The organism is Vibrio neptunius (assembly GCA_019339365.1).
GTDB classification, from domain to species: Bacteria; Pseudomonadota; Gammaproteobacteria; order Enterobacterales; family Vibrionaceae; genus Vibrio; species Vibrio neptunius.
In genome coordinates this window covers 3,332,719-3,352,241 of the sequence record CP079859.1, presented here as the reverse complement: position 1 = coordinate 3,352,241, position 19,523 = coordinate 3,332,719, and the positions used below count along the sequence as shown (strand labels likewise).

Here is a 19,523-nt window from a genome sequence, read left to right as displayed (position 1 = left end):
TTGTAAGTAATTTATTTGATCTGCATTGTTTAATTACTGAAGTTTCACTGTTGTTGGTTTGACATTTTCGCTTGGGTAACAACCCAAAACTTTTAAATGTTTAGTCAGTTTTGTTAGCTCGTTCAGAGCTTGCTGCATCTCTTCGGATTCAAGGTGAGATTCGAGATCAACATAAAACATTTCTTCCCAAGGGTTCCCCATAATTGGACGCGATTCCAATTTGTTGATGTTGATTCCGTACTTTTGTAGCACGAGTAAAGTTGCGACTAAAGAGCCGGCGTCTTGGGAGGTTGACATGATGAGTGTCGTTTTTGCTGGGATCTGGCTGGAAACCTCCACGGGTTTGCGTGCTACTATGATGAAACGGGTGTGGTTCTCAGTTTGGTTAGCAATATTGCCTTGGATCGACTGTAAACCATAGAGTTTACCACTTGAAGCATTACCAATCGCGGCAACATCGCGGCGACCCATTTCCTTAACCTTCTGCATTGCATCGGCAGTGCTGGCACAAGATTCCAGTGTGACGCCTTTCATTCGGCTTAGGAATTCACTGCATTGTTGATGAGGTTGTGGGTGTGAGTAGAGGGTTTTTATCTCTTCTAAACGAATATCCGAAGTTGCAACTAAGCAATGTTCAATTGGTAGGGTCATTTCACCAACGATATACAGTGTGGTATGTTGCAGCAGATCGTATACTTCATTGATTGAACCGGAGCTAGTGTTTTCAATCGGCAGTACGCCATAATCGGCATGACCAGATTCAACCGTCTGTGTCACCTCTTTGAAGTGCTCGCAATTGAGCTCTATCAGCTCTGTGTTTTTACGGCTGAAATACTCACGGCTAGCGAGGTGGGAGTATGAGCCTTTAGATCCAAGAAAGGCCACTCGAGCCAGCGGTTTACGGCTCAATTCAGGGTTGGCGAGATTCTGCAGGTAAGATTGTTGCAGTAAAACGGAGTCTTCAATAATAGTGTGGAACAGCTTAGTAATGTACTGAGCATCAAGTTCATACTTGTTATGACCAGCGTTAATCAGTTTCACCAATAACTGTTGTTCTCGACTTGCGTCACGAACTGGTTTAGATGTCTGAACTTTACTCTTTGCCACCTCGATACTCATTTTTCTTCGTTCTGATAAGAGCTTCAACAGTTCGTCATCCAGCTCATTTAAACGTAAGCGAATTTCATCGAGTGAGTATTTTTGTTCGGTCATCCTGCATTCCTTCATAAAAAAAGCCTCCCGTTTGGGAGGCTTCCTGTTCGTTTTTGACTTTTCTTTCGAAAACGAGAGAGCCTCCAAGCTTAGTGGAGAAAAAAGAAGTCAAAAAAGAACAGGGTGTTGTGAGTCATAAATTATTACTTTTGTTGTGATGCTGCTAACACAATAAGCAACCGCTTAGTGAGCGTCAAGCAAAAAAATAGCGCCTTTCGGCGCTATTTTTTAAATCCTCCGTAACTCATCAATATGAGTTAACAATTATTCGCTTTCTATCTCTTCAAGCTCTGGTTTCTCTGTACGTCGTGCTTCAGGCTTGTGACGAAGTTTATTTAGCTGACGTTCTAGTTTTTGCTCTACTTCATTGATCGCAATATAAAGATCTTCGTTGGTTGCAGACGCCACAAGCTGACCTTTAGGGACGGTAATAACAGCTTCAAATTTCTTCTGTTTGTTTGGCTCCTCACAGAAGCTTGCCTGACATCCGATGATGTCTACTTGCCATTTTTCCAGCTTTTTAAATTTGCTCTCGATATGAGCTCGGATTGCAGAGGTGGTTTCGATGTTTTTACCAGTGATGTTTACTTTCATAGATGTATTCCTCTGTTGCATCCCTTATGGGTTAACTTCAGATTACTCGCCCAAGTTTAAAATAATGTGATATAAATCACTTTTTTGGTGGTGTGTTTTTAGATTGAAATTAAACGTGATCTATCTCAAATACTTGGTTTATTTGGCGCTGAAAAAGCTTGTACCCCAAAAAAATATCGCTAGATTGGGAGAGGCAACATACTAAAAATCATCTGCTTTTTAGGGCACTTGTTCGACCTGATAAAAACTTTCGGCTAATTGTTGCTCAACTACCAGTGTGATTCTCTTCTCATTCCCCTTTATAGTTTTCAGGTTCTCTGTCTGAGTATATTTTCCCTGCGTTACTTATCGATACTAGGAACGAAGAGATCTGGTGTGCTTTTGCTAGTGGATTGAAGTTTACGTTGCTCTTTTAGTGCGTTGAGCTGCTTGTAAATGACAAAATACCGATTGATGTTGGAGACATAGTGAACTGGCTCACGACCAATATTACGTCTTGCCATGATCTCAACATGCCGGAACCATCGATTTGGATCATAGCCATGCTGCTTGGCCAAATTACGCATCTTACGAATATTAGCAGGGCCAGCGTTGTAAGCGGCAAGGGAAAAATAAACCTGATTGTCGGGCGTGATGTCATCATCACTAAAATAGCGGTCCTTGAGAAAACGCATGTATTTCACGCCCGCATGGATATTGTTATCGACTTGATAAATATTGGGTATGGCGACATTAGGATCCATAGCGGTACTCGGTAACACCTGCATAATACCCACTGCACCTTTGTGTGACACTTTGCTCTGATCTAAGCCCGATTCTTGAAAACCTTGCGCTGAGATCATTAGTGGGTCAAAGTCATATTGTTCGGAATAATTGGCAAAGATGCCTGATAACGAGTCAAGGCGGCCAATATGATCAGGGTGGAGAATACGTTTTAACCAGCCTGTTTTGTCAAGATATTTGCCATAAATGACGTTACCCAACAAAGTGCCTGATCGAGTTTTCCTTAGATATTGGTTTACAAATGACTGTAAATGGGGGCTGTTTTTTCGCATTGCCCAAGCAATTTTACCATCCACTCTGATAGGTGCTTGATCGTGTAAGAGTATGTTATCCATAACCTTAAGCCAGAGTTCGGCTTTATGGCTGTCTAGAACGGTAGCATTAATATGACCTTGATTGACAAGTTCAATAATTTCAATATCTTGAAGAGTTTCTTCAACAAAGCGAATAGTGACAGGCTGTAAATCATGTACATCAAGCATTTGATTGACTTTTTGTAAGCTTTCAAAGTAACTGGAGCTGGCTCTAACCCAGATCTCTTGGCCACTGATTTCTTTCAACTCTGTAATTGGCGGGACGTTAGTATCATGAGTGATTAACAGCTCACGCACTACCTGCAAAACTGGAATGCTGAAATCGACATATTTTGAACGATAGGAAGTCATTGTCAGATTGGCGACAATCAGATCACCGAAGCCTTTTTCCAGAGAAGGGAGAAGTTCATCTCGATGGACAGGGATGATCTGTAGGTTAAAGTAAGATGAACGTTGTCTTAGTTCTTTTTCAAAGTGGTACAACAATTCAGCGAGAATACCTTTTGGTTTGCCATCCTCAATATAGTAAAAGCCAAGATCCGCTGAAACGAGAACTCGTATCGCTCCTTTCCTTTCAAGTTCGTCCAGATCGCCAAAATAAGGATCTTTTTCAATGGTGATAATGACAGCGCGTCGGCATGTTGCTGTATGGCGACGAACAAGATCAGAAACAAGACAATTTTGCTCATGAAATACCCTCGAAAGATCATCTTTTAAAGGTAGTTCTTAACAACTCTCTCAGCAAAGTAAGCAAAAAAACGCCTCAATAAAGAGGCGTTTATTCTTATTTATAATCCGTTACTGAGGGTTTAGCCTGATAAGTTGCTCGGTATGTTTAGCAGAATCGGCCAAACCAAGCTTTTCGTAAGCCTCGAGTTGAATCTCAAGTGATTTGCGTGCTGCTTCTGTATCTGGGTAAGTTTTTTGTAATTCTTGTGTTCGATTGATGGCTGCTATCCAAGCTTCACGACGCAGATAGAAGTCAGCTGTTGCTAGATCGTAGTCAGCCAAACGATTTTTCAGGGCAAACATACGTTTTTGAGCATCTTCTGCGTAAGGGCTATTTGGATGGCGCTCTAGTAACTTTTTGAAGTCAGCAAAAGCTTTTTTGACGGGTTCAGGATCTCGATCACTTCGATCAACATTAAATAGGTCATGCATAAAGTTACGATCTTGTGCCATATGGGTTAGGCCACGCATGTACAAAACCCAGTCTAGCTTTTCGTGAGTTGGGTTGAGGCGAGAGAAACGTTCAATAGTTGCAAGGCCAAGTGCTAAATCGTCGTTTTTGTAGTAAGCATAAATTAGATCCAGCTGAACTTGCTCAGAATAAGCACCGAATGGGTAGCGAGAGTCCAGTGCTTCTAGCTTATTGATAGCTGTTAACCAATTGCCACTTTGCAGCGATACCTGTGCTTCTGAGTAGAGTTCTGATGGCGGTACATCCGGAACGATTTCTTCGCTGCTAGAACAGCCAACCAAAACGGACAGTGCCAATAAGCCAGATAAAGTATGCTTTTTCATGTCAGGATTCGATTCCTTGAGATAAATATTTTTTGCGCTTCCGTTACTTTCTTGCCGGTAGCAGATACAATGGAGCGATATTCTTCCACACTAGTGACAATTAGTCTCACAGTTTTTAAAAAAGTTCGATATGGCTCAGCAGATTGAATTAACAAATACAGTAAAAGATAGCCAACTAGGCCAACGTCTAGACCAAGCTATCGCAGAATTATTCGCTGACTTTTCTCGCTCGCGCTTAAAGGAATGGTTGCTTGGCGGTAAAGTTAAAGTTAATGGTGAAGTGATCACAAAACCTCGCACCAAGGTTATGGGTGGCGAGGAAATTATCCTTCAAGCAGAACTGGAAGATGAAGAGCGCTGGGAAGCACAAGATATTCCTCTTGATATCGTATATGAAGACGATGACATCTTAGTGATCAATAAACCTCGTGGTTTTGTTGTACACCCAGGGGCAGGTACACCAGATGGCACAGTACTGAATGCGCTGTTACACCATTATCCAAGTATCGCTGAAGTGCCACGTGCGGGTATTGTGCATCGTCTCGATAAAGATACAACGGGCCTAATGGTTGTTGCCAAAACGGTGCCAGCCCAAACTCGTTTAGTGCGTGCTCTACAGAAAAAGCGCAACTTCGTACGTGAGTACGAAGCTATCGCGATTGGCCGTATGACGGCTGGTGGACGAGTAGAACAGCCGATTGGCCGTCACTCAACAAAGCGTACTTTGATGGCGGTTAGTCCAATGGGTAAGCCTGCGGTGACGCATTACCGAGTTGCGGAACATTTCCGTGAACACACTCGTATTCGCTTACGACTTGAAACCGGGCGTACTCACCAGATCCGTGTGCACATGTCTTACCTTCAGCATCCTTTGTTAGGTGATTCTGCTTATGGTGGTCGTGCGCGAATTCCTTCTGGTGCTTCAGAAGAACTGGCGGAAATGATCCGTAAGTTTGATCGTCAAGCGCTCCATGCTGTGATGCTAAAGTTTGATCATCCGGTGACCGGAGAAGAGTTGGAGTTCCACGCGCCAGTACCAGATGACATTGTCGAAATGGCCGAAGCACTTCGCCAAGATACGCAACAACACGGATTAGAAGACGAATTCTAAGATGGATATTATCATCCCTAACTGGCCTGCGCCGAGCCATGTTAAAGCTTTTGCTTCGACTCGACACCAAGGCTTTTCTTCTGGTGTTTATCAAGGGTTAAACCTTGGCGCACATGTTGGGGATGAACTTGCGATTATTGAAAAGAACCGTCAATGGTTAACGCAGCAATCTCAGATGCCGACGGCACCAATCTGGCTTAATCAGACACACTCTACACTTGTATTAGAAGCTGACAGACCAACGCAAAACGTACTGGATGCTGATGGCCTCTTTACTCAGCAAATAGGCGTAGTGTGTTCTGCTATGACCGCTGATTGTTTACCCGTTTTGTTGACCAATACCGCTGGTACACAAGTGGCAGCGGTTCATGCTGGCTGGCGCGGTTTGGCCGATGGGATTGTTGAAAATGCGGTTGCGAAATTTGACGGGCAGGTAATGGCTTGGATTGGTCCTGCAATCGGTGCTTCTGCATTTGAGGTTGGTCAGGACGTATTGGATGCATTCATCTCGTTCGACTCTGAGGCTAAAAAGGCATTTGTGCCACGTAAAAAGCCGGGGAAATGGCTAGCAGATATGAACATGCTTGTTACTCAGCGCTTGAATAACGTCGGTGTGACTGACGTTTATTACAGTGAACTGTGTACTTATCTCGATCCGCAGCGCTTCTTTTCTTATCGTCGAGATGGGGTTACTGGGAGGCAAGCAACGTTTATATGGTTGGAAAAGTAACGCCCAGAATTGCTAAGGAAACTTAGCACTCTCCCCTTGAAAATCGATTCTTGCGTATCCATCTTTCATACTGACTATAAGAGTATTCTCCGTTAAGGTTAGGAAGGTAGGTATGCGTCTCGACAGATTCACAAGCAAATTCCAAATAGCGATATCTGACGCACAATCGCTCGCGCTGGGGCGCGATCATCAATACATCGAACCAGTGCACTTGATGGTTGCGCTGATGGATCAGAATGGCAGTCCTATTAGGCCATTACTGACGATGCTCGATGTCGATGTTACCCATTTACGTTCTAAGTTGAGTGAAATTCTTGACCGTTTACCCAAAGTCAGTGGTATCGGTGGTGATGTTCAGCTGTCCAGTTCGATGGGTACACTTTTTAATTTGTGTGACAAAGTCGCGCAAAAGCGTCAGGACGCCTACATTTCTTCAGAAGTTTTCCTTCTTGCTGCCATTGAGGATCGCGGACCACTCGGTGATCTTTTAAAAGAGTTAGGTTTAACCGAAGCCAAGCTGAGTGATGCCATTGACAAGGTTCGCGGCGGGCAAAAAGTGAATGATCAAAATGCTGAAGATTTGCGCCAAGCTTTAGAAAAGTTCACTATCGATCTCACCGAGCGAGCTGAGCAAGGTAAATTGGACCCAGTCATCGGCCGTGATGACGAGATTCGCCGCACGATTCAAGTTCTGCAACGTCGAACCAAGAATAACCCAGTGATTATCGGTGAACCCGGTGTTGGTAAAACCGCCATTGTTGAAGGGTTAGCGCAGCGCATCATCAATAATGAAGTTCCTGAAGGCTTACGCAACAAACGAGTTCTGTCACTTGATATGGGTGCTTTAGTTGCTGGCGCTAAATATCGTGGTGAATTTGAAGAGCGATTGAAATCGGTTCTTAATGAGCTGTCCAAAGAAGAAGGCAATGTCATCCTCTTTATTGATGAGATACATACCATGGTTGGGGCCGGCAAAGGCGAAGGATCCATGGATGCAGGTAACATGCTCAAACCGGCGTTGGCACGTGGAGAGCTTCACTGCGTTGGTGCCACTACATTAGACGAATACCGCCAATATATTGAAAAAGATCCGGCGTTAGAGCGCCGTTTTCAAAAAGTGCTGGTGGATGAGCCCTCGGTTGAAGACACGGTGGCGATTTTACGTGGATTGAAAGAGCGCTACGAGCTGCATCACCATGTAGAAATTACCGATCCTGCAATTGTCGCTGCGGCGAGTTTATCACATCGTTACGTCTCCGATCGTCAATTGCCCGATAAAGCGATTGACTTGATTGATGAGGCCGCATCAAGCATCCGCATGCAGATCGACTCTAAACCTGAGTCGCTCGATAAGCTGGAGCGGAAAATTATCCAGCTTAAAATTGAACAGCAAGCGTTGACCAATGAACACGATGAAGCGAGTGAGAAACGTCTAAGCAACCTTAATGAAGAGCTGGAAGATAAAGAGCGAGCATTTGCCGAGCTTGAAGAAGTGTGGAACGCAGAAAAAGCGTCCTTATCGGGTACGCAGCACATTAAGAGTGAGTTAGAGCAGGCTCGAATGGATATGGAGTTTGCTCGTCGAGCTGGTGACCTTAATCGAATGTCTGAACTTCAGTATGGTCGTATTCCTGAGTTGGAAAAGCAACTTGATTTGGCCACTCAAGCTGAGATGCAGGAAATGACCTTGTTGCGTAACAAAGTTACAGACAATGAGATAGCTGACGTATTGTCTAAGCAGACTGGTATCCCAGTTTCCAAAATGCTAGAAGCGGAAAAAGAAAAGCTTCTCCGTATGGAAGAGGTGCTACATGATCGTGTTATTGGTCAAACTGAAGCTGTAGAAGTGGTTTCAAATGCAATTCGTCGTAGCAGAGCAGGGCTTTCGGATCCTAATAAACCGATAGGCTCCTTCTTATTCTTGGGCCCAACAGGTGTTGGTAAAACGGAATTATGCAAAACGCTGGCAAGCTTTATGTTTGACAGTGAAGACGCCATGGTTCGAATTGATATGTCCGAGTTTATGGAAAAACATTCAGTCGCTCGACTGGTAGGGGCTCCTCCGGGATATGTTGGCTATGAAGAAGGCGGCTACCTGACGGAAGCTGTACGCAGAAAACCTTACTCCGTGATCTTGTTAGACGAAGTTGAAAAAGCGCATCCAGATGTGTTCAACATTCTGTTGCAAGTGCTTGATGATGGCCGTTTAACTGATGGCCAAGGTCGCACTGTCGATTTCCGCAATACGGTTGTTATCATGACATCCAATTTAGGTTCGGCGAGAATTCAGGAAAACTTTGGTTCTTTGGATTATCACGGAATGAAAGAACAGGTGATGGAAGTCGTCAATAAACATTTCCGTCCGGAGTTTCTAAACCGTGTCGATGAGAGTGTAGTTTTCCATCCACTTGGTCAGGAGCACATTAAGTCGATAGCATCTATTCAGTTACAAAGGCTGTCCAAGCGTATGGAAGAAAGAGGTTATGCGCTGGAAGTGTCAGATAAGGCGCTGGATCTGATTGCGCAAGTTGGCTTCGATCCGGTATATGGCGCTCGACCTCTGAAAAGGGCAATCCAGCAAAGTGTCGAAAATCCACTGGCTAAAGCAATACTGGCAGGGAAAATCGTGCCAGATAAACCCGTTAAGTTATTGGTCAGTAAAGATCAAATTATTGCACATCAATAATAATATGGATAAAAGGGCTCTTGAGAGCCCTTTTTGCTTTCATTTACATCGTTTTGATTAAATTACGAGCGAACAAAGTAAAAAGTACAGATTTTTTCCATTTACCCCTTGTACTGTCGAATGAACTCCCTATAATGCGCCCTCGTTGTCACGGGATGCTAAGCAAATCTCGTCGATAAAAAGACGGAGTAAAGTTAATCATTTAACTTTAAGAGAAATAACAAAAAAAGTGTTTGACACTATGAGTTATATCGCTAAAATGGCCGTCCGTTTCGAGTGAGGCTCGAAGCAAAGTTCTTTAACAATATAAACCTATCAATCTGTGTGGGCACTCGTTGATGATAATCCAATTAGAAGCTTCGGCTTCAAATTAGGTTTCAATGAAACGAAGTGACCTATCGAGATTAGCTTTCTTTGTAAAAGGAAACTTAGTCTTGGCACAGTCAATTCATTATCGTTCTGTTGGAACGATAATAGCTTTAAAATTACACAGTAGTTTTGAAGTCAGTATTCATTGAGCCGACAAAATCTTAAATTGAAGAGTTTGATCATGGCTCAGATTGAACGCTGGCGGCAGGCCTAACACATGCAAGTCGAGCGGAAACGAGTTATCAAAGCCTTCGGGTGGAGATAACGGCGTCGAGCGGCGGACGGGTGAGTAATGCCTGGGAAATTGCCCTGATGTGGGGGATAACCATTGGAAACGATGGCTAATACCGCATAATAGCTTCGGCTCAAAGAGGGGGACCTTCGGGCCTCTCGCGTCAGGATATGCCCAGGTGGGATTAGCTAGTTGGTGAGGTAATGGCTCACCAAGGCGACGATCCCTAGCTGGTCTGAGAGGATGATCAGCCACACTGGAACTGAGACACGGTCCAGACTCCTACGGGAGGCAGCAGTGGGGAATATTGCACAATGGGCGCAAGCCTGATGCAGCCATGCCGCGTGTATGAAGAAGGCCTTCGGGTTGTAAAGTACTTTCAGCAGTGAGGAAGGTGGTGTCGTTAATAGCGGCATCATTTGACGTTAGCTGCAGAAGAAGCACCGGCTAACTCCGTGCCAGCAGCCGCGGTAATACGGAGGGTGCGAGCGTTAATCGGAATTACTGGGCGTAAAGCGCATGCAGGTGGTTTGTTAAGTCAGATGTGAAAGCCCGGGGCTCAACCTCGGAATTGCATTTGAAACTGGCAGACTAGAGTACTGTAGAGGGGGTAGAATTTCAGGTGTAGCGGTGAAATGCGTAGAGATCTGAAGGAATACCGGTGGCGAAGGCGGCCCCCTGGACAGATACTGACACTCAGATGCGAAAGCGTGGGGAGCAAACAGGATTAGATACCCTGGTAGTCCACGCCGTAAACGATGTCTACTTGGAGGTTGTGGCCTTGAGCCGTGGCTTTCGGAGCTAACGCGTTAAGTAGACCGCCTGGGGAGTACGGTCGCAAGATTAAAACTCAAATGAATTGACGGGGGCCCGCACAAGCGGTGGAGCATGTGGTTTAATTCGATGCAACGCGAAGAACCTTACCTACTCTTGACATCCTCAGAAGAGACTGGAGACAGTCTTGTGCCTTCGGGAACTGAGAGACAGGTGCTGCATGGCTGTCGTCAGCTCGTGTTGTGAAATGTTGGGTTAAGTCCCGCAACGAGCGCAACCCTTATCCTTGTTTGCCAGCGAGTAATGTCGGGAACTCCAGGGAGACTGCCGGTGATAAACCGGAGGAAGGTGGGGACGACGTCAAGTCATCATGGCCCTTACGAGTAGGGCTACACACGTGCTACAATGGCGCATACAGAGGGCAGCCAACTTGCGAAAGTGAGCGAATCCCAAAAAGTGCGTCGTAGTCCGGATTGGAGTCTGCAACTCGACTCCATGAAGTCGGAATCGCTAGTAATCGTGGATCAGAATGCCACGGTGAATACGTTCCCGGGCCTTGTACACACCGCCCGTCACACCATGGGAGTGGGCTGCAAAAGAAGTGGGTAGTTTAACCTTCGGGGGACGCTCACCACTTTGTGGTTCATGACTGGGGTGAAGTCGTAACAAGGTAGCGCTAGGGGAACCTGGCGCTGGATCACCTCCTTATACGATGATTACTCATGATGAGTGTCCACACAGATTGATGGTTTATAAAAATTAAAGAGGGGCTATAGCTCAGCTGGGAGAGCGCTTCGCTGGCAGCGAAGAGGTCATCGGTTCGATCCCGATTAGCTCCACCAATATTTCTATTAAGAAATATTCAGTGTCCCGTTCGTCTAGAGGCCTAGGACACCGCCCTTTCACGGCGGTAACAGGGGTTCGACTCCCCTACGGGATACCATCTTTAAGTGCATTTATTTAAGTGCTTTTAAAAATGGTTACTTCATGAGAAGTGATTAGCTCTTTAACAATTTGGAAAGCTGACGAATAACAACAATCCCCATCTCTATGAGATGCGTTGTTATTCATTTAAAAGTTCTCAAATCCTAACTTTCGCTAAATAAAGAGAGATTTAGGTACCAACACACATTCAAGTGTTCTTGGAAACATCCTTGTGATGTTTATATTTGAGTCCGGCAAAATCGAGTCTGCATCATGTTTAAATAATTGCAGACAACTTTGGTTGTTTGACTGTAAGACCCTTTGGGGTTGTATGGTTAAGTGACTAAGCGTACACGGTGGATGCCTTGGCAGTCAGAGGCGATGAAGGACGTATTAACTTGCGATAAGCCCAGATTAGGCAGTAAAAGCCACTTGAGTCTGGGATTTCCGAATGGGGAAACCCACCTGCATAAGCAGGTATCATTATTTGAATACATAGGGTAATGAGGCGAACCGGGGGAACTGAAACATCTAAGTACCCCGAGGAAAAGAAATCAACCGAGATTCCGAAAGTAGCGGCGAGCGAAATTGGATTAGCCCTTAAGCCTTTAATGCGTCAGGTGAAAGTTCTGGAAAGGTCTGCGATACAGGGTGATAGCCCCGTAACCGGCAGCGCATTTTAGGTGAAATCGAGTAGGGCGGGACACGTGATATCCTGTCTGAATATGGGGGGACCATCCTCCAAGGCTAAATACTACTGACTGACCGATAGTGAACCAGTACCGTGAGGGAAAGGCGAAAAGAACCCCTGTGAGGGGAGTGAAATAGAACCTGAAACCGTGTACGTACAAGCAGTAGGAGCACCTTCGTGGTGTGACTGCGTACCTTTTGTATAATGGGTCAGCGACTTATATTCAGTAGCAAGGTTAACCATCTAGGGGAGCCGTAGAGAAATCGAGTCTTAACTGGGCGTCGAGTTGCTGGATATAGACCCGAAACCAGGTGATCCAGCCATGGGCAGGTTGAAGGTTGAGTAACATCAACTGGAGGACCGAACCGACTAATGTTGAAAAATTAGCGGATGACTTGTGGCTAGGGGTGAAAGGCCAATCAAACCTGGAGATAGCTGGTTCTCCCCGAAATCTATTTAGGTAGAGCCTCGGACGAATACTACTGGGGGTAGAGCACTGTTAAGGCTAGGGGGTCATCCCGACTTACCAACCCTTTGCAAACTCCGAATACCAGTAAGTACTATCCGGGAGACACACGGCGGGTGCTAACGTCCGTCGTGGAGAGGGAAACAACCCAGACCGCCAGCTAAGGTCCCAAATTACAGCTAAGTGGGAAACGATGTGGGAAGGCTTAGACAGCTAGGATGTTGGCTTAGAAGCAGCCATCATTTAAAGAAAGCGTAATAGCTCACTAGTCGAGTCGGCCTGCGCGGAAGATGTAACGGGGCTAAGCTGTAAACCGAAGCTGCGGCAATGCCATTTATGGTATTGGGTAGGGGAGCGTTCTGTAAGCCGTTGAAGGTGAGTTGTAAAGCTTGCTGGAGGTATCAGAAGTGCGAATGCTGACATGAGTAACGATAAAGGGGGTGAAAAACCTCCTCGCCGGAAGACCAAGGGTTCCTGTCCAACGTTAATCGGGGCAGGGTAAGTCGACCCCTAAGGCGAGGCCGAAAGGCGTAGTCGATGGGAAACGGGTTAATATTCCCGTACTTCTTACAATTGCGATGGGGGGACGGAGAAGGCTAGGTGGGCCTGGCGACGGTTGTCCAGGTTCAAGTGCGTAGGCTTGAGAGTTAGGTAAATCCGGCTCTCTCTAAGGCTGAGACACGATGTCGAGCATCTACGGATGTGAAGTCATTGATGCCATGCTTCCAGGAAAAGCCTCTAAGCTTCAGATTGTAAGGAATCGTACCCCAAACCGACACAGGTGGTCGGGTAGAGAATACCAAGGCGCTTGAGAGAACTCGGGTGAAGGAACTAGGCAAAATGGTACCGTAACTTCGGGAGAAGGTACGCTCTTGACGGTGAAGTCCCTCGCGGATGGAGCTATTGAGAGTCGCAGATACCAGGTGGCTGCAACTGTTTATTAAAAACACAGCACTGTGCAAAATCGTAAGATGACGTATACGGTGTGACGCCTGCCCGGTGCCGGAAGGTTAATTGATGGGGTTAGACGTAAGTCGAAGCTCTTGATCGAAGCCCCGGTAAACGGCGGCCGTAACTATAACGGTCCTAAGGTAGCGAAATTCCTTGTCGGGTAAGTTCCGACCTGCACGAATGGCGTAATGATGGCCACGCTGTCTCCACCCGAGACTCAGTGAAATTGAAATCGCTGTGAAGATGCAGTGTACCCGCGGCTAGACGGAAAGACCCCGTGAACCTTTACTACAGCTTGGCACTGAACATTGACCCTACATGTGTAGGATAGGTGGGAGGCTTTGAACCCGGTACGCCAGTATCGGTGGAGCCGTCCTTGAAATACCACCCTTGTAGTGTTGATGTTCTAACTTAGACCCGTTATCCGGGTTGAGGACAGTGCCTGGTGGGTAGTTTGACTGGGGCGGTCTCCTCCCAAAGAGTAACGGAGGAGCACGAAGGTGGGCTAATCACGGTTGGACATCGTGAGGTTAGTGCAATGGCATAAGCCCGCTTGACTGCGAGAATGACAATTCGAGCAGGTGCGAAAGCAGGTCATAGTGATCCGGTGGTTCTGAATGGAAGGGCCATCGCTCAACGGATAAAAGGTACTCCGGGGATAACAGGCTGATACCGCCCAAGAGTTCATATCGACGGCGGTGTTTGGCACCTCGATGTCGGCTCATCACATCCTGGGGCTGAAGTCGGTCCCAAGGGTATGGCTGTTCGCCATTTAAAGTGGTACGCGAGCTGGGTTTAGAACGTCGTGAGACAGTTCGGTCCCTATCTGCCGTGGGCGTTGGAAGATTGAAGGGGGCTGCTCCTAGTACGAGAGGACCGGAGTGGACGAACCTCTGGTGTTCGGGTTGTCATGCCAATGGCATTGCCCGGTAGCTAAGTTCGGAATCGATAACCGCTGAAAGCATCTAAGCGGGAAGCGAGCCCTGAGATGAGTCTTCCCTGACCCCTTGAGGGTCCTAAAGGGTTGTTCGAGACTAGAACGTTGATAGGCAGGGTGTGTAAGCGTTGTGAGGCGTTGAGCTAACCTGTACTAATTGCCCGTGAGGCTTAACCATACAACACCCAAAGGGTTTTGATGGACTCAAAGCAAGAACAGATTGAATGTGTAGAGAACACGCTTTTAGTATAAGAGAAAACAGCTTTCCGAATTAAAGAATTTGCTTGGCGACCATAGCGTTGTGGACCCACCTGATTCCATGCCGAACTCAGAAGTGAAACGCAATAGCGCCGATGGTAGTGTGGGGCTTCCCCATGTGAGAGTAGGACATCGCCAGGCTTTAAATTTAGACTCAAGAGTCTAACCAGTGCGGAGCGGTAGTTCAGTTGGTTAGAATACCGGCCTGTCACGCCGGGGGTCGCGGGTTCGAGTCCCGTCCGCTCCGCCATTTATTCGAGAGTCGTCTCTTTAAACACGAACCACAGGGGTGTAGCTCCAATTGGCAGAGCAGCGGATTCCAAATCCGCGTGTTGGGAGTTCGAATCTCTCCACCCCTGCCACATTCAAGGCTCTAGTCGAAAGACTAGAGCCTTTTTCTTTGTGGCAAGAAAAGATCAGCGGATTCCGCTAATACCAAAACATGCGCGTGTTGGGAGTTCGAATCTCTCCACCCCTGCCATCTTCAAGGCTCTAGTCGAAAGACTAGAGCCTTTTTCTTTGTGGCAAGAAAAGATCAGCGGATTCCGCTAATACCAAAACATGCGCGTGTGGGAGTTCGAATCTCTCCACCTCTTTCATATTCTAGAGGCTCTACTTGATGCTGTTGGATTGAATCACAATGTTCTATTTCAGAAAGTGGCACAATGTCTGCACCTGAGCCACAGCCAACTAAAAGTAGGGGAAGAGAGTAGAAAAGAGGTTTTATCTCCATGCGTTAGTATCGATACATCCGTAGTTTTTAAAAATAGGCATCACTTTCTTATCACATATTGCCTTAGTTATGTGTCTATAGCGACTTAATAGCAGAGTTAGCTCCCAATTATAGATACTGTAGATACAAAAAAGCCCACTCTAATGAGTGGGCTAAAAATTTCAGCTGTGACGGAGCTTTGAGATTATTTTAGTAGTGCTTCATTACCGTTTTCACGGATGTGCTTAAGCATGCCTTTAACGCCGCGAGCGCTTGAAGCTACAACATTACCTGATTTTACATAGTCAGTGCCGCCAGCAAAATCAGTAACAATAGCACCTGCTTCACGAGCAATAAGCTCACCAGCAGCGATATCCCACGGTTTAAGACCAAGCTCAAAGAAACCATCTACACGGTTTGCTGCAAGGTAACATAGGTCTAGAGCGGCCGAACCTGTGCGACGGAAATCAGAACAGTCAACGAATAGTGCTGACATAATCTTAAAGTAAGACTCTGAGTGCTGTTTCTGTTTGAATGGGAAGCCCGTTGCTAAAACAGTACCCTGAAGGTCTTTTACTTGCTTGACGCGGATACGAGCATTATTAAGTTGCGCGCCAGAACCTCGTTGAGCGGTGAAAAGCTCATTCAGCATTGGGTCGTAAACACAAGCGACTTCTGTTTTGCCTTTGATGCGTACAGCAATAGAAACAGAGAAGTGAGGTAAACCTTTTACAAAGTTTGTAGTGCCATCCAGTGGGTCGATGATCCATTGCACTTCGTCATCTTTACCTTGAAGAAGGCCTGACTCTTCACCAATTACAGTGTGATCAGGGTAAGAGGCTTTGATCGTATCGATAATGATAGCTTCTGCTTCTTTGTCTACGTTAGTGACGAAGTCATTGACGCCTTTTTGAGTCGATTCAATCTTCTCAGCATTTTCTAAAGATTTAGCAATATGGTTGCCTGCTTTTCGTGCAGCACGAATAGCAATATTAAGCATTGGATGCATACTAATTTCCCAACGGATGTTAAAGAACAGAAAAACGGGCGGCAGTATATCAGATAAACACCGAAATGGAAGTGGTTATTTTTTGAACTTTTGGTTTTATTACAGTAAAGGGTCTGACCATTTTACTCAGGTGTATGTTAATATCGCGCAGTTCAAAATTACGTCTTGGAAAACACTGATGCTAAACAATGTCAAAGTTGTACTTGTTGGAACCTCTCACTCTGGAAACATTGGCTCGGCTTCAAGAGCAATGAAAGTCATGGGGCTGAATAACTTAGTACTTGTTGATCCACAGTGTGAGATAGATGAGCAGGCAACAGCACTTGCTGCTGGCGCAGCAGATATCGTCCGATCGGCAGTGATAGTCAACACATTACATGAGGCTGTTGCTGATTGTAGCCTTGTTGTAGGTTCAAGTGCGCGTTCACGTACTTTAGAATGGCCAATGTTAGAGCCGCGTGAATGTGGTAAGAAATTTGTCGAACAAGGAGAAGCATCTCAGGTCGCATTAGTATTTGGTCGCGAGCGGACCGGATTAACAAACGAAGAGCTTCAGACGTGCCACTATCATGTTTGTATTCCTGCTAATCCTGAGTACAGCTCTCTGAATCTGGCAATGGCTGTTCAGACACTAAGCTACGAAGTTCGTATGGCTTATTTGGAAAAGCAACAGAGTCAATATGAGCCAAATCAAGTGGCGGAATATCCAAGACATAAAGAGTTAGAAATGTTCTTTTCGCATCTTGAAAAAGTGGCAACTATGACCCAATTTATTAGCGATGAGCAGCCTGGAAAAGTGATGAACAAGCTGCGTAGGCTATTTAATAGAGCCAGACCTGAAGCGCAAGAACTGAATATTCTGCGTGGTGTATTGACCTCAATTGAAAGAAAAATCAATAAGTAAATTAACCACAATAAAATCATAGTTAAATACCTGACTAAAACAGTCAAATATATACTTGACCAATTTAGTCAGGTATGTGAGAATCGCCATCACATAAACAGTGTGGATATGGTGTTATATGAGACTTACATCTAAAGGAAGATACGCAGTTACAGCCATGTTAGATGTGGCTCTGCATTCGCAACAAAACCCAGTGCCTTTGGCTGACATTTCAGAGCGACAAGGGATCTCGTTGTCTTACTTAGAGCAGCTATTTTCAAAGCTACGCAAAGCGGGCCTTGTGGCCAGTGTTCGTGGCCCAGGCGGTGGTTACCGTTTAGGTGAAGACGCTCACTCTATTGCTATTGGTACCGTGATTGCTGCCGTAGACGAGTCGGTTGATGCGACCAAATGCAACGGTAGAGCAGACTGTCAAGGTGGAACTCGTTGCCTTACTCACACTCTTTGGCGTGATTTAAGTTCACGCATCAGTGACTTCTTAAACAACATCACTCTTGGTGAGTTGATGACGGATAACGAAGTACTAGAAATTTCAGACCGACAAGATCTTGGTCTTACGGTTAACCATGGGTTTTCTAACAAGAATTCTAACACCGCGCCCATCGGTGTAAATGTCCGCTCTTAAGCGGTTTGCCTGTTACATTGGAGTAGAGAATGAAACTGCCTATTTACCTAGATTACTCAGCGACTTGTCCTGTAGACCCCCGTGTAGCTGAAAAAATGGTTCAGTACATGACAATGGATGGTACGTTTGGCAACCCTGCATCGCGTTCACATCGATATGGTTGGCAGGCAGAAGAAGCAGTAGATACTGCTCGTGAACAAATTGCTGATCTACTGAATGCCGACCCTCGCGAAATCGTCTTTACCTCTGGCGCGACAGAATCAGATAACCTAGCTATTAAAGGCGCAGCTCATTTCTATTCTAAGAAAGGTAAACACGTGATTACGTGTAAAACTGAGCACAAGGCGGTTCTTGACCCATGTCGCCAACTAGAGCGCGAAGGTTTTGAGGTAACTTACCTTGAACCTGAGTCTAACGGTTTGATTGATCTTAAGAAGCTTGAAGCCGCAATGCGTGAAGACACTGTATTGGTTTCAATCATGCATGTGAACAACGAAATTGGTGTGATTCAAGATATCTCTTCTATTGGTGAACTTTGTCGTGAACGTAAAGTGGTTTTCCACGTTGATGCAGCTCAGTCTGCGGGTAAGCTACCAATCGATGTCAAGGAAATGAAAGTAGACCTTATCTCATTGTCTGCTCATAAAGCTTATGGCCCTAAAGGTATCGGTGCACTATACGTTCGTCGTAAGCCACGTATTCGTCTTGAAGCACAAATGCACGGAGGTGGTCATGAGCGTGGTTTCCGTTCAGGCACACTGGCTACTCACCAAATTGTTGGTATGGGCGAAGCGTTCCGTATTGCTAAAGAAGATATGCAAAAAGATTTTGACCATGCACTTGCGCTTCGCAACCGACTATTTGACGGTGTTAAAGATTTAGAAGCTGTAACTGTTAACGGTGACTTTGAGCAACGTGTTCCTCACAACCTGAACGTTAGCTTTGCCTTTGTGGAAGGTGAATCTCTACTGATGTCACTTAAAGATCTAGCGGTCTCTTCAGGTAGTGCGTGTACATCGGCAAGTCTAGAGCCTTCATATGTGCTGCGTGCTCTTGGTCTAAACGATGAACTAGCACATAGCTCTGTACGTTTCTCTTTTGGTCGATTTACGACTGAAGAAGAAATTGATTATGCAATTGAACAAATTCGTACTGCAGTAACTAAACTGCGTGACATGTCTCCTCTATGGGATATGTACAAGGAAGGAATCGATCTAGATACAGTTGAGTGGGCTCACCACTAATTTCATCAGGTTGTTCCAAGTCAGTTAATAGAGGATTCGAGGTAAAAATCATGGCATATAGCGAAAAAGTAATTGATCACTACGAGAACCCACGCAACGTTGGTTCGTTTGATAAAGAAGACCCAGCAGTAGGCAGCGGCATGGTTGGTGCTCCAGCTTGTGGTGACGTAATGAAGCTTCAAATTAAGGTAACATCTGAGGGTATTATCGAAGATGCGAAGTTCAAAACATACGGTTGTGGTAGTGCAATCGCATCAAGCTCACTGGTTACCGAGTGGGTAAAAGGTAAGAGCATTGATGAAGCAGCAGCAATTAAGAATGCTGAGATTGCTGAAGAACTTGAGCTGCCACCAGTTAAAGTACACTGCTCTATTCTTGCTGAAGATGCAATCAAAGCAGCGGTTGCTGACTACAAGAAAAAACACCAAGAATAAGTAATCTGTATATAATGGGAGCCCAAAGCTCCCATTCCG

11 protein-coding genes, 4 tRNA genes, 3 rRNA genes, 1 pseudogene and 1 other annotated feature are annotated in these 19,523 nt (G+C 45.6%); of the genes and pseudogenes, 14 read left to right on the top strand and 5 right to left on the bottom strand.

Translation table 11 applies throughout. From position 1 onward, the window contains the following. Positions 1-33 precede the first annotated feature (33 nt). The 4 genes and pseudogenes from pheA to bamD form a co-directional block, all read right to left on the bottom strand. The gene (gene pheA / locus KW548_15560) at positions 34-1,212 is read right to left on the bottom strand and encodes a prephenate dehydratase (protein QXX06454.1); all 1,179 of its coding nucleotides are present in this window, start codon (positions 1,210-1,212) and stop codon (positions 34-36) included. A 13-nt stretch (positions 1,213-1,225) separates the two neighbouring features. Then, positions 1,226-1,347 (bottom strand) — a sequence feature (Phe leader region). A 129-nt stretch (positions 1,348-1,476) separates the two neighbouring features. Next, positions 1,477-1,806, bottom strand: coding sequence for a ribosome-associated translation inhibitor RaiA (gene raiA, locus KW548_15555; protein ID QXX06453.1), 330 nt, complete (start codon positions 1,804-1,806; stop codon positions 1,477-1,479). A 341-nt stretch (positions 1,807-2,147) separates the two neighbouring features. Continuing rightward, positions 2,148-3,592 (bottom strand): annotated as a pseudogene (locus tag KW548_15550) (lytic transglycosylase F). A 109-nt stretch (positions 3,593-3,701) separates the two neighbouring features. Then, positions 3,702-4,427 carry an outer membrane protein assembly factor BamD gene (gene bamD, locus KW548_15545; GenBank protein ID QXX06452.1) on the bottom strand — a complete coding sequence of 242 codons (726 nt, stop codon included), beginning with the start codon at positions 4,425-4,427 and terminating at the stop codon, positions 3,702-3,704. A 130-nt stretch (positions 4,428-4,557) separates the two neighbouring features. Between bamD and rluD the strand changes: the two genes are divergently transcribed. The 10 genes from rluD (at position 4,558) to KW548_15495 (ending at position 14,918) form a co-directional block, all read left to right on the top strand. Next, positions 4,558-5,538, top strand: coding sequence for a 23S rRNA pseudouridine(1911/1915/1917) synthase RluD (gene rluD, locus KW548_15540; GenBank protein ID QXX06451.1), 981 nt, complete (start codon positions 4,558-4,560; stop codon positions 5,536-5,538). A 1-nt stretch (position 5,539) separates the two neighbouring features. Further along, positions 5,540-6,268 (top strand): peptidoglycan editing factor PgeF, encoded by a 729-nt coding sequence (pgeF, locus tag KW548_15535; GenBank protein QXX06450.1) that lies wholly within the window; start codon positions 5,540-5,542, stop codon positions 6,266-6,268. Positions 6,269-6,380: 112 nt separating this feature from the next. Next, a complete protein-coding gene (gene clpB, locus KW548_15530; protein ID QXX06449.1) occupies positions 6,381-8,954 on the top strand; it encodes an ATP-dependent chaperone ClpB in 2,574 nt (857 codons plus the stop codon). Positions 8,955-9,486: 532 nt separating this feature from the next. After that, a 16S ribosomal RNA gene (locus KW548_15525) occupies positions 9,487-11,037 on the top strand. A 58-nt stretch (positions 11,038-11,095) separates the two neighbouring features. Next, positions 11,096-11,171: transfer RNA gene (locus KW548_15520), tRNA-Ala, on the top strand. 25 nt (positions 11,172-11,196) lie between these two features. Then, a tRNA-Glu gene (locus tag KW548_15515) sits at positions 11,197-11,272 on the top strand. Between the two features lie 314 nt (positions 11,273-11,586). Next, positions 11,587-14,476 (top strand): 23S ribosomal RNA (locus KW548_15510). A gap of 105 nt (positions 14,477-14,581) precedes the next feature. Next, positions 14,582-14,697 (top strand): 5S ribosomal RNA (gene rrf, locus KW548_15505). The 16S, 23S and 5S rRNA genes sit together here with 4 tRNA genes alongside, the layout of an rRNA operon. 32 nt (positions 14,698-14,729) lie before the next feature. Next, a tRNA-Asp gene (locus KW548_15500) sits at positions 14,730-14,806 on the top strand. 35 nt (positions 14,807-14,841) lie between these two features. Next, positions 14,842-14,918 (top strand) — tRNA-Trp (locus KW548_15495). A 555-nt stretch (positions 14,919-15,473) separates the two neighbouring features. Here KW548_15495 and suhB read toward each other — a convergent pair. Beyond that, positions 15,474-16,277 (bottom strand): inositol-1-monophosphatase, encoded by an 804-nt coding sequence (gene suhB / locus KW548_15490; GenBank protein QXX06448.1) that lies wholly within the window; start codon positions 16,275-16,277, stop codon positions 15,474-15,476. 178 nt (positions 16,278-16,455) lie between these two features. Between suhB and trmJ the strand changes: the two genes are divergently transcribed. The 4 genes from trmJ to iscU all read left to right on the top strand — a co-directional run bounded on the left by trmJ (position 16,456) and on the right by iscU (position 19,484). Then, positions 16,456-17,181 (top strand): tRNA (cytosine(32)/uridine(32)-2'-O)-methyltransferase TrmJ, encoded by a 726-nt coding sequence (trmJ, locus tag KW548_15485; GenBank protein QXX06447.1) that lies wholly within the window; start codon positions 16,456-16,458, stop codon positions 17,179-17,181. A 118-nt stretch (positions 17,182-17,299) separates the two neighbouring features. Further along, complete coding sequence (gene iscR / locus KW548_15480; protein QXX06446.1) at positions 17,300-17,806, top strand: Fe-S cluster assembly transcriptional regulator IscR; 507 nt, start codon at positions 17,300-17,302, stop codon at positions 17,804-17,806. A 29-nt stretch (positions 17,807-17,835) separates the two neighbouring features. After that, positions 17,836-19,050, top strand: a complete 1,215-nt coding sequence (locus KW548_15475) for an IscS subfamily cysteine desulfurase (protein ID QXX06445.1) — start codon at positions 17,836-17,838, stop codon at positions 19,048-19,050. Positions 19,051-19,100: 50 nt separating this feature from the next. After that, on the top strand, positions 19,101-19,484 hold the full coding sequence (gene iscU, locus KW548_15470; protein QXX06444.1) for a Fe-S cluster assembly scaffold IscU: 384 nt from the start codon (positions 19,101-19,103) through the stop codon (positions 19,482-19,484). Positions 19,485-19,523 lie beyond the last annotated feature (39 nt).